The organism is Acinetobacter sp. ANC 4173, assembly GCF_004331255.1.
GTDB lineage: Bacteria > Pseudomonadota > Gammaproteobacteria > Pseudomonadales > Moraxellaceae > Acinetobacter.
Genome location: NZ_SJOF01000001.1, coordinates 167984 through 181043 on the forward strand (window position 1 = coordinate 167984; position 13060 = coordinate 181043).

5 protein-coding genes are annotated in these 13060 nt (G+C 43.7%); all 5 read left to right on the top strand.

All coding sequences use genetic code 11. The features are described from left to right. The first annotated feature begins 85 nt into the window (after nt 1-85). The 5 genes from E0H94_RS00810 (at nt 86) to pnp (ending at nt 13001) form a co-directional block, all read left to right on the top strand. Complete coding sequence (locus E0H94_RS00810) at nt 86-3775, top strand: exodeoxyribonuclease V subunit gamma (protein WP_131324643.1); 3690 nt, start codon at nt 86-88, stop codon at nt 3773-3775. After that, the gene (locus E0H94_RS00815; RefSeq protein ID WP_413772998.1) at nt 3775-7512 is read left to right on the top strand and encodes a UvrD-helicase domain-containing protein; all 3738 of its coding nucleotides are present in this window, start codon (nt 3775-3777) and stop codon (nt 7510-7512) included. The genes E0H94_RS00810 and E0H94_RS00815 overlap by 1 nt, the downstream gene beginning before the upstream one ends. Nucleotides 7513-7553: 41 nt before the next feature. Then, on the top strand, nt 7554-9302 hold the full coding sequence (gene recD, locus E0H94_RS00820) for an exodeoxyribonuclease V subunit alpha (RefSeq protein WP_205679281.1): 1749 nt from the start codon (nt 7554-7556) through the stop codon (nt 9300-9302). Nucleotides 9303-10387: 1085 nt separating this feature from the next. Beyond that, nucleotides 10388-10657, top strand: coding sequence for a 30S ribosomal protein S15 (gene rpsO / locus E0H94_RS00825; protein ID WP_004656162.1), 270 nt, complete (start codon nt 10388-10390; stop codon nt 10655-10657). A 256-nt stretch (nt 10658-10913) separates the two neighbouring features. Beyond that, nucleotides 10914-13001, top strand: a complete 2088-nt coding sequence (gene pnp / locus E0H94_RS00830; RefSeq protein ID WP_171462033.1) for a polyribonucleotide nucleotidyltransferase — start codon at nt 10914-10916, stop codon at nt 12999-13001. Nucleotides 13002-13060 lie beyond the last annotated feature (59 nt).

Sequence of the window (13060 nt, forward strand, 5' to 3'; positions counted from 1 at the left end):
TGACATAGACAGTACATGAAGTATAGTCAATAATCTTTATGCTTTTGTAGATTGCTGTTCATTTATCGTTGGAGAAAAAATATTCATGGCCATTCACGTGATTCAGAGTCAACGGATTGATGTTTTACTTCAGGCCATGTTAAAAACGGTAAAATCACAGAGCAGTAATGCTTTGCAGGTGTTAAAAACCCAGCATTTTATTGTGCCATCACCCGCGGTTGAAGTTTGGCTGACCCAGCAATTGGCCGAGCAAAAAGGCATTAGTGCCAACACGCAGTTTCATCATCGCATTCGTGGTTTCCAATGGTCAGCTTATCAGTGGGTGCTGGATCAAGACAAAGAACAGGTACGGAAAGCCAATATTCCACGCATGATTATTAAATGGCGGGTTTATCAAGCCTTGCTGGCGTATATTCAGCCAGAGCATTCTCCTTTGGATGCGGCACATCCGCTTGCTCCCATTGTGCAACGTATTTATGCCAGTGCCGACCAACTTGAACACGGCATTGAAAAACAACTAAAAAAGCAGCGCATGTTGTATTGGGTTGCCGAGCAAGTGTCTAAGTTATTTAGTCATTACATGGAATACCGAGGACATTGCCAGAAAAACTGTCCAAGTAACCAATGTTCCTGTCCGACCAACTGGTTACAACGTTGGGGCAATAATCAGGCGTTGCCGATTGAGCAGATGTTCTTTCAAACCCATACTGAAATCTCGGCATTTACTCTAAATCAAGCGTATGAATTGGAAGCATGGCAGCGTTGGCTGTGGCAGGTGGTGTTTCATCAGGATTTTATGGACATGCAGCAGATTGATGCTGCATTTTGGCAGACGCTGGGCAGTGTCGAGGCACCCAATGCAGCGGCATTGAAAAAGCTGCCACAGCCTCTGGTGGTGTTTACCTTACTGGATTTACCACCCAGTCAGTTACAGTTTTTACAGCGCTTAGGGCAATATATTGATGTGTATCTGCTGCACTATAACCCATCTCAGGAATACTGGGCAGACAGTGTCGATCCGAACTGGAAAGCGCGTTATGACTTGCGGGTAAAAGAGCGTTTTATTGCGAAAAATCCACAGGCAAGTGATGCCGAAATTCAACAATTCTTTCAGGATTTTACCCTGCATTTTAATGCCGAAATTCGTGAATCGCGCCATCCCTTATTAACCCGTTTTGGTAAGCAAGCGCGAGATCATTTTTCGTTGTTATCTGGACTTTCTTCGGGGGAAGATGGGGTTTGGGCAGATGTATTTGTTGATGAATATCCACCCACTTTATTGGGCAAAGTCCAATCCGATATTCTGTATTTGGTTGAGCCAGAGCAACATCAATTTGTGTTGGATGCACAAGATGATTCAATTCAGGTGCATGTCTGCCATTCCACTTTGCGTCAACTGGAAGTGCTGAAAGAACAACTGATTGCATGGTTGGCACAAGGGAGTAAGGAGCAACCACGTCGTCCCAGCGACATTTTGGTGCTCAGTCCCAATTTAAAAGACATTGAACCGCATATTCGTAGCATTTTTGCACCGCCTGCACGGGAGCGTGAGGCCGAGCGCATTATGCCGAATGCAACAACACGGATTAGCCAAGACAGTATTTATTTGCCTGTGAAAATTGCAGGTGTGACTCAATTGGATGCTGCTAATGCATGGCGTGCGGTGTTGGGACGTATACAACTGACGCAAGGACGCTTTCGCTTAGATGATTTTGCCGACTGGTTGAGCTTGGCGGCTACGCAGCAATGCTATGGCTTAGACATGAATAATGTAGAACGTCTGCTGGAATTGCTTGAGCAAGCAGGTTTTAAGCGAGGCTTGGATGCTCAACATTTGGCATTGAGTCTGACCAAAGGGGATCAGGACTATCGCTTTAGCTTTAAATTTGCCTTAGACCGCTTGGCGATGGGTATTGCTATTCCTGAACATACGCTGTTTGAAGAAACACTCAGTTTTGCGGAGGTAATGCCGAGTGATTTTGAACTGATTGCCAAATTGATTCAGATTTATCAGGATTTGGATGCACGTCGTGACTGGTTGTTGGCACATGAACAGCAGCAGCCAAAGCCTGTAGAACAGTGGCTCAAAATTTTAATGCAGGAAGTGGCAGAATTTGAGCAGGCTGGTGTCGAAGCATTGGCAAGTGTTGCACAAATGATTAAAAAACAAGAGCGTATGCTGACCCTCTCGAATTTCTATGAGGGGCAAGAGCAGTATGGCTTAGATCAATTAAGCTTGCCCTTGAGCTATTTACTGGATGAAATTCAATCTACATTAGATACACAGCTTGATCAGGCTGAACCGACGGGACAGATCACTTTTAGTCAGTTGGGGCAGATTCGTCCGATTCCCTATCGTCTGATTGTGATGTTGAATTTGGACAGTGGAAAATTCCCGAGTCGCAATCAGCATTTACCGTTTGATTTGATGGACATCCTTAAACCACAATTGGGCGATCGTTCTCGTTTAGAGGATGATCAGGGGGCTTTTTTGGATGCCTTGTTGTTGGCACAGCAGAGTTTGTGGTTGTTTTATAAAGGTTTTGATGTCAATGATGGCGAAATGCGTGAACCTTCTACCGCTGTACAAGAATTGATTCAATATTTGGCTTTGATTACCCAAAAAGTAGATGGGGAAGAAGCGACCCATCCAGATTTGCAGGGCTTAGAGATACCCGCACAATTGCATTCCTTGTATCAGATTCATCCTTTACAACCTTTTGATGTTTCAGGTTTTACTCAGCCAAAACCAATGCGCTTTCAAGATCATTGGTATCGGGTGGCACAGCAGATTGCAGCCCCCACGGGACAGCGTCAGGCTTGGCAAGATACGGTTTATATGGCTGCATCCAATGATTTTGTCAGTCTTCAAAGTCGACAATGGATTCAGGATGTTTGTTTCCCTGCACGTTTATATTTAAAAACCCTTGGGGTGGAAAACTTAAAACCTGAAAATTTGCCCGATGAAGTTGAACCCTTGGTTTTAGACGGTTTGGGGCGTTATGCAGTCCGAAATTTCTTACAACAGCAAAGGCAAACGACCCCGCCTGAACTGTTATTGGATCAGTTACCTGTCGGGAAAATGCAGCAAGCTGCATGGCAAATCAGTGTGATTGAACAGCAGCAATTACAAGCACGTTTGCAGCGTTATGCAGAAACAGTCACTGCCGTCACCCAACAGCTTTGGAATATGAGTGCCAATATCCAGTTCCAAATCACTGTTCCAGCTCAGTCTACGCAGCAATGGGTCAGTTTAGAAGCATCGAGTGCACGTGCCAAACGACGGGTTCAGCTCTGGTTGGAATATCTGTTTTGGTTGGCACATGAAAATTTAGGTGATGCAGGGCAGGACTTGACACGCTTGGTCGTATTCAGTGATCAGACTGTGCTGTGTCATGGGGTATCTTCCCATCAAGCGCAGCAATATTTGGCAGCGTGGTTTGAAATGTGGCAACACGGGCAGATGCAGCCTGTGGTTTTACCCGCAGCTTTATTATTTAAAGTCGCAGAAAAAGGCAAACAACTGGAATGGCAACCCGATGAACAGGGTCAACTACAGATCAAAGACTGGGATGCTTTGGTCAAAGACTGGCAGGATGATGGACGTTTTGCAGGGTTTTCTGTGTTAGACAATGAAGCCAGCCAGCAGCACCGCGATTGGCAGTTTATTCTGCAACAACAAGATAGTACGGCTTTGTTAGCACAAGCCTGCCAGCAGTATGCCTATGCGTTGTATGCCCCAATTTTTCAATATCAACAGTTGCTTAAGGAATAATGCAGATGAACACCGTAATTCCAGCTGCTTCAATTTCTTATCATCCGATTGTGGATATGCAGTTTAAAGGGCTGCACTGGATTGAGGCTTCGGCAGGTACAGGCAAAACCTTTACCTTATCTAGTTTAATGGTACGAATTTTCTTAGGTGATTATCTCCCGAATCAGGTTATTGCCACCACGTTTACCCGTGCGGCAGCGGCAGAATTGAAGGGACGCATTCGCAGTCGTTTGCTAGATACCTTACGTTATTTTGAGACGTGCCAAAGCCTGACGCAATCGGAACTGCAACAGAAAATCACAACAGAATCCGATCCTTTATATCAAAAAGTTTTACAGGATTATGCGCCGCGGGTGGACTATGCGCGTGAACGGCTTAAATTGGTGATTGATCAACTAGATGAGCTCTTTGTTGGAACCTTGGATAGTTTTAGCCAGAAGTTGCTACGTGAATTTGCCTTTGAAAGCGGCAAAATTGAGCGGGTAGAAATTACCGATGACGCCAAACAATATACCCAGCAATTGATTCACGACTTACTGCGTGAATGGATTCAGCAGCAACCGCAAAATATTTTGGACTATCTGCTGCTGAATAAAAAATTAAAGTCGCAACAGGCTTATGTGGCGGTGGTAGAAAACAGTCTAAATTTTGCTTCCGCACATTTTCAGGCGGTGGCTGCCCCCGAAGTCGATGTAGAGGGCTTTAGTCGTCAAATCGAACATGTATTGGGGCTAGATTGGAGCCGTATCACTGAATTGGCAGATTACTATGCTGCCGATGGTGCTCATTTTAAGTTACTGGCCAAGAAATGGCGCGACGACAACAAATTACAGCAACTGTTGACGGTTAAGTTGCCTGAACTGTTGGAGGTGTTAAAGCAGCAAGGCACTTACGCCTTATTTGCACCTTTATATGCCGAAACGCTGAAACATCTGAGCGATGCCACCCAAAAAGTCTTGAACAAATGCCCCGATGAGGTCTTGCAGGGATTTCAACAGCACCCTCTGATTCGTGAACTGACGGCTTTTATGCACAGTCTAGATAAGCTCAGTTTTGATCTAGAAACACTGGACAGTTATTTGCAGTTCTATCTGGCCTCGGAAGTGAAAAAACGCTTGCCGCAGATCTTACAGCAAAAGGGCGAAACCACCTTTGGGCAACAAATTCGTACTTTGGCCGAGGCCTTGCAAGATGCACAAGGCGCGCGTTTTGCCCGTTTTGTCCAAGCCCGTTATCCCTTAATTTTGGTGGATGAGTTTCAGGATACCAATCAAGATCAGGACAATATGCTGGCAAGCATCTGGCGTGATGCAGGGCATTATGCCAAAGGCTGCATGATTATGGTGGGTGATCCGAAACAGGCGATTTACGGTTTCCGTGGCGGAGACATGCTGACCTATAACAAAGCGCGTGCCGATGTGCTAAGTAAGCAAGGACGATTGTACAGTCTGAAATACAATCATCGTTCTGTACCTGAATTGGTCACGGTGGTCGATGCTTTATTCCAACGTCAAATTCAATTGGGAGAAGAGGTTGAATATAGTGCCGTTGAGGCAGGGCCACGACCGCATCCTGTTCTGGTCGATGCACAAGGTAACAATCATCAGCCTTTGCGTTGGTTGCTGCTGCAAGACAAAAAAGATGAATTTATTCAAGTGGCGTGGAAAATCCGTGATTTGCTGAATCAAGGCATTCAGCAGCAGTTGTATTTGGCAGAAGCCATAGGTAATCGTGGCATTGATGAAAATGATATTGCGATTTTATCCAAAAGTCATGATGGCTTAGATAAGGTGCAATATGAGCTCGAGCGTTTGGGGATTCGAGTTAATCGTCCTTCCAAGCGGAGTGTATTTGATAGTCCAATTGCACAGGACGTGGCAGCCATGTTGACCGCAATCATGCATCCTTACGATGAAGCGAAGGTCAAGCGGGCATTGCTGACACGGTTACTGAACTTCCAACTCAGTCAATTGATAGCATTGGAACAACGCCCCGAAGGATTGAGTCAGTTTATTGAAGATTTGGATTACATTCGAGAAATGTGGTTTAACACGGGCTTTTTAAGCGCGTGGCAATATGCCTTGAACCTGTTTAAAGCTTGGTCAAATTTGGTGGCGAGCCAAAGTCGTGACAACGAACGCTGTGTGGTGAACTTACGTCATTTAACCGAATTGCTCAGCCAGCACAGTGAGCAATTTCAGGGACCACAGGCGCTCTATCACTGGTATCTCAGGCAGATTCAAGCACCGAGTGAGCGTGAATGGGAACTGGAACGAAAACTGTCGAATGAAGCAGGCGTGCAGTTGATGACCGTTCACCAATCCAAAGGTTTGGAATTTAAGATTGTATTTCTGTTAGGAGCTGATAAAGATTTTCGGGAAATGAACAAAACCCTGAATTTCTCCACGCAACAATTGCCCGATCCTGTTACAGGGCAGCCCGAAATGCAGCGTGTGATTGCGGTGAATGACAAGCATCTTTTAGATGAGCTGGCAATTCAGCAGCATAATGCACGGGCAGAAGCGGAGCAGCATCGTTTATGGTATGTGGCACTGACCCGTGCCAGTCATCGGGTTTATGCCATATTGCAAGATCAGGCCGGTAAATCGACCACGGGCTTGGCATTTTGGCGTGGACATGCCGCGCAGGTTTTTCAGCATCCCTATAGTGTCGATGAAGCGGTGTTAACCGAATGTCCTACAGTCTTGAAACGTACGCAAGATCAGCGCATTCCTGAACTGTATGCCGCCGAATTTCCAATGCAACGTTTTTATCCACGCGCAAAAACCAGTTTTAGTGCATTGGCGCAGCATTTGAGTCGGCAACAAGCATTAGATGCACTCGCGGTACAGCGTGAACAGCTACAAAGTGCTGCGGATGAAATCAATCTCGAAGTTGTTGAATCGTCTGAGGAGGTTACTCAACCGATCCATTGGATTCAGCGTCAATTTCCGATGGGGACTTTGGCGGGTAATTTTTTGCATGAAATCTTTGAACATATTGATTTTCAACAGCAACAGGACTGGAAAATCGAAATCCGCCGTCGTTTTAAAAATGATTATCCAAGTTTATGGCAGGCGTTGTGTGAAAAATATCAGCAAGACTTTCAGCAGCTGGATGAAGAACAATTACTGATCTGGATGGCTGAATGGTTGGCACAAGTGTTGTCTACGCCCCTACATCAGCAGTTCTGCCTCAACCAGTTGGGTGCAGACTCCTATCTGGCAGAGTTTCCATTTTATTTGGCCTTGTCCAATCACGTTTTGGCCATTAAACGCATACAGGACTTATATGCTGAATATGGCATTTATATGCCAGAACTCAATCCTGCAAATTCGGCACGTTATTTAACGGGCTCTATCGACTTGGTTTATTTCGATGGGCAGCGTTACCAGATTGCCGATTATAAGAGTAATTTTTTGGGTGTAAATGTTATGGATTACACGCCGACAAAGTTACAAGAAAGTATGTCCCATGCCAGTTATTGGTTGCAGGCGGGACTGTATTTGGTGGCGTTACATCGTTATTTACAAGTGCAGTTGCAAGATTATGACATTCAAAAACATTTAGGCGGAGCAAGTTATCTGTATTTGCGGGGCATGCATGGAGATGCCGAGTACGGGGTAAACTATTGGTGCCCTGATGCAGAATTTATACTGCGTTTAGATGCATTATTGGGCTACTTTGCTGAAGAGCATGTTCATAAAAGTGCATCAACACCTTTGGCTGCTATGTAAAAACAATGAATTAAGCTGTGGATAACTTTGAGGATAACTGTGTGGAAAACAAGCAGGAACAGCAATTGAATGCTGAATGGATTAAATCGTGGAGTCAATATCTTCAGCAGCCTCCTTTTAGTGCAACGCCAAATCCACAAGCAGATGTAGTTATACAGTCCGTATTAGAAGCGATGTTACAGGGCAACAGTTGCGTATTGTTTGAACCTGATGCCGTACAGACTTTGGGCCATTTGGCCATCAGTGAAAATGAGGTGGCACATCGGGTTGCCCCTTTCATTTATGACACACAATATTTATACCTGTATCGTTACTGGAAACAGGAAGATACTTTGGCACGGCATGTGGCGAGGTTAAAACAACAAACGGTTCCTCGTGTTGATCATCAAGTTTACTCGAGTTTGCTGAGTGATGAACATCAACAGCAGGCATTAAGCATGGTGTGTCAGCAAGCGTTAAATATTATTACGGGCGGGCCAGGGACAGGGAAAACCTACACTTTGGCGCGTATTATTGCGGCATTGAACCAGTCTTTACCACATTTACGCATTGCGATGGCAGCACCAACAGGCAAGGCCGCGCAACGCATGAAAGAAGCCCTGCAAAATGCCTTGAATGATGAGATATTACAGCCTTTAGTTACTCCCGCTTTAAAACAATTAAACCCTGTCACACTGCATCGCTTGTTGGGTTTGGGGCATTCTGCTCGTCCACGCTATGATGCCGAACAACCATTACCCTATGATGTGATTGTGGTGGATGAAGCCTCGATGTTGGACTTAAATCTGGCCAGTATGTTGTTTGCTGCTGTACCGAATCAGGCGCGACTGATTTTACTGGGAGATGCCAATCAATTGGCCTCGGTAGATGTTGGGGCGGTATTGGCCGATTTACAGCAGGTGAAAGCGTTGCAAGAGAATCGGGTACATTTAAAGACCAGTCGACGCTTTGATGGTAAAGCTTTAATTGGACAAATGGCCGCATTTATTCAGCAGCCACCAACAGCTATATCCCCTCAAGCATTACTGGAACAATTTCACCAACAGGTAGTAGCTCCGACTGAAATCCAAGCTGTGCCACTTTTAGCCAAGATGCCGAATGTATTGCAACTGGAGTACTTTGCTCAAGAGCATCCCACATCAGAGCCATATTACGATCAACTGATGTTGGGCTATCAGCATTATATTGAAGTATTGAAAACGCATTTGACTGCGGAAGACCCGGACACTTCTATTCAGCATGTGATCCAGATTTTTGATGATTACCGTATTCTCACAGCCATCCGACATGGTGCATTTGGCTTGAAACAGCTTAATCAACAGATCGAACAGCGCTTACTGAATGAACTCAGTCGCTACACGACCAAACAAGGGGACTGGTATGTCGGGCGCCCAGTGATGATGACTTATAATGACTATCAATTAGGATTATCTAATGGAGATATTGGCATCTGTTTTAAAAGGCAACGTCAAGGGCAGTCTCAGTTTGAAGTGTATTTCCCAAGTTTAGAAAAATGGGTGCTGGCAACACGCTTGCCTAAAAGTATAGAAACGGCCTTTGCATTGACCATTCATAAATCACAAGGTTCAGAGTTCACGCATACGGCAGTGGTTTTGGATGCACAAGCACAAAATTTGCTGAGTCAGGAACTGCTTTATACCGCAATTACGCGTGCTAAAACGGTGGTGAGTGTATTGGCAGATCCTCAGGCTTTGTCACATGCGTTGTCTAAAAGGACGACTCGGGTGAGCGGAGTTTTAGAAAAAATAAAAGGTATCTTGGATTATTAATCTGTACTACATAATAGGATGCTTTGTACGAAAAAGCTTACATCGATTCAAGATATTTGCGCATAGAGCTTTCATACGGTTTCTGAGAAGATGAGTTCACATAAAGAGCACAACACGGAACGTTGAGCAATAATCGCAAAAGCATAAGAACAAAGTCGGAATATGACAGCGAACTTACAGTGAAGTAGGTGAAAGAGGAAACTTACAGCCGCTAAGCCTTGTAGTTTTGGGAGAGACTACAGGGCTTTTTTATTGCCTTGAATTTTGTTTTCAGTAATACATTTTTTTTCATGGACGCCATTTCTGCTGATGTAAATCCATGTACGCAAAAACGTACATTGAGTTGAGAAAAACACCTCTAGTCTTCTGATTTCATTGTGGCAAAATATTACACATAAGGACAGAAAGTGGAAACAAGGATTGTTTGTCACAATAAGCGCATTATGCGCAATAACTAAAAAAAATATAAAAATAAATATAAGAACTACAGCGCAATGAAAAAAGCCCAAGTTTTGCTTGGGCTTTTTTCTTTCTGCTTGAATATGTTTTAGAGTTTGCAAAAAGTATCAAAAGTTTGAGTGTTTAAAATATGATATAACCAGTATTAAATCGCTTTTAGTGAGAATTGAAGCACATTATTTGAGTGTTAAAGCCCGATGTATGGTTTGTTATATGCACCATGGCCAGCCGTTCGCTGGTATTTTATTATTTGAATAGGTTTGGATGATTACATTGGTCGAGGGCTGTGTATTTTCGCTTAAAAAGGACATTGCCGAGATTTGGTATTTTACTCAGTCAGAAAATGTATCTTTCACAGTTAAATTTCATTAAAAATGTGATCCAGTATTCATTTTTTAAATTTTAATGCTGGAAGGGATGACATTTTGTATCAGATTGAATACCTGCAACCCAAAATCAGCTTCTTTTTTGTTTAGTAAATTTAAATAGTGCGCATATTTTGCAATCATCACCATTTTCCCTTAAAATATCCGACTTGCTGTAGTGATGCACGGCAGTCAAATTGGTTTTGAAGAATCAATTTGATTTGTATCAAATGTAACTTATAAGCATCTCGGAGAAATCGAATGGCTTTAACAAACACAGATCGCGCAGAAATCATCGCTAAATTTGCTCGTGCTGAAAACGACACTGGTTCACCAGAAGTTCAAGTAGCGCTTTTAACTGCTCAAATTAATGACTTACAAGGTCACTTTAAAGAGCACAAACACGACCACCATAGCCGTCGCGGTCTGATCCGTATGGTTAACCAACGTCGTAAGTTACTTGACTACCTAAATGGTAAAGATCATGGCCGTTATGTTGCTTTGATCGGTGCTTTAGGTTTACGTCGTTAATTCGATTGAAACTTTTATTTTCGGATTATTGCATGTCAAATGCTGTATTACTGAAAACTGAAGTATATCTAGCTATGTCTAGATAATGGGGAAGGGGCGAATGTTTCGCTCCTTCTTTGTGTTTGAAAATAGTGTGTCTAGTGAGGTCGGCTTCTAAGCTTTGTCATTTGCGCAAGCTTTTGGGTTGCGAATGCCAAACCTTAGGGGTCTCCACTAGAAGAGCTGTTCACAAGAACTAGGAAAAAAATACATGTCTATGTTTAATATTATTCGTAAAGAATTCCAATACGGTCAGTACAATGTAGTACTTGAAACAGGTCGTGTTGCACGTCAAGCAAACACCGTTGTGGTTACAATGGGTGGCGTGACTGTTTTAGTTGCAGTTGTTGCACAGCCTAAAGCAAAAGCGGGTCAAGATTTCTTCCCGTTGACTGTTAACTATCAAGAAAAACAATATGCTGCGGGTCGTATCCCAGGTGGTTATGGCAAGCGTGAAGGTCGTGCATCTGAAGCTGAAACTTTAATTTCACGCTTAATTGACCGTCCAATTCGTCCGTTGTTCCCAGAAGGTTATTTCAACGAAATTCAAGTAACAGCAACTGTTATTTCTTCTGATAAAACGATGGAAGCTGATATTGCAGCAATGTTAGGTACATCTGCAGCGATGTCGATTGCAGGCACCCCATTCCGCGGTCCAATTGGTGGCGCACGTGTTGGTTTAATCAACGGTGAATACATCCTCAACCCAAACAATGAACAGTTGAAAGAAAGTGATCTAGACCTTGTGGTTGCAGGTACTGAATCAGCAGTTCTTATGGTTGAATCTGAAGCGAAAGAACTTTCAGAAGACCAAATGTTGGGTGCAGTGCTTTTCGGTCATGACGAAATGCAAATCGCAATTCAAGCCATTAAAGAATTTGCAGCCGCTGCGGGTGCAGTTGAGTCAACTTGGGTTGCTCCAACTAAAAATGAAGTCCTTCTTGAGCAATTAAAAACTGCTTTCGAAGCGAAAATTTCTGAAGCTTATACAATTGCGGTTAAGCAAGATCGTTATGCGGCACTTGATGCACTTTATGCAGAAGCAGTTGCACAGTTTGTTCCTGAAAATGATGAAACTGGTATTGCTGACGAAGTAAATGAACTGTTTGAAGATTTGAAATACCGTACCGTACGTGACAATATTTTGTCTGGTAAACCACGTATTGATGGTCGTGACACGAAAACTGTTCGTGCGATTGATGTTCAAGTGGGTGTTTTAGGCCGTGCGCATGGTTCTGCATTGTTCACACGCGGTGAAACTCAGGCGTTGGTAACTACGACTTTGGGTAATACCCGTGATGCGTTGATGGTTGATACCCTAGCTGGTACGAAAACAGATAACTTCATGTTGCATTACAACTTCCCTGCATACTCTGTAGGTGAAACAGGTCGTGAATCTGGTCCTAAGCGTCGTGAAATTGGTCACGGTCGTTTGGCACGTCGTGGTGTACAAGCTGTTCTTCCTGCGGCTGACCGCTTCCCGTATGTGATTCGTATCGTATCGGATATTACTGAATCAAACGGTTCATCTTCAATGGCTTCTGTATGTGGTGCTTCTTTATCCCTTATGGATGCAGGTGTTCCATTGAAAGCACCAGTTGCGGGTATCGCAATGGGTCTAGTGAAAGAAGGCGAGCGTTTCGCAGTACTTTCTGACATCTTGGGTGACGAAGATCACTTAGGTGATATGGACTTTAAAGTAGCAGGTTCTGCCAATGGTATTACTGCACTTCAAATGGACATCAAGATTGAAGGGATTACTGAAGAGATTATGGAATCTGCATTAAACCAAGCTTATGCGGGTCGTATGCACATTTTGAACGAAATGAATCAAGTGATTTCTCGTGCACGTTCTGAAATTTCAATGCATGCACCAACGTTCCAAGTGATCAACATCAACCCAGACAAGATTCGTGACGTGATTGGTAAAGGTGGCGCAACCATCCGTGCCATTACGGAAGAAACTAAAGCTGCAATTGATATTGAAGACAACGGTACAGTGCGTGTATTTGGTGAAACTAAAGCTGCCGCTGCTGCTGCTGTTGCAAAAATCCAAGCGCTTACTGCTGAAATCGAGCCAGGCACAATTTACACAGGTAAAGTGATTCGTATTGTTGAATTCGGTGCGTTCGTAAATATTTTACCGGGCACTGACGGCTTACTTCACATTTCACAAATTTCAAACGAACGTATTGCCAATGTTGCAGACGTGTTGTCTGAAGGTCAAGAAGTGAGAGTACAAGTTGCTGATGTCGACAACCGTGGTCGTATCAAGTTAACCATGAAAGATGTTGAACAAGTTTAATACTTTGATCATCTTTTAATAAAAAGCCTGCTCTACTGAGCGGGCTTTTTTATGCTTAA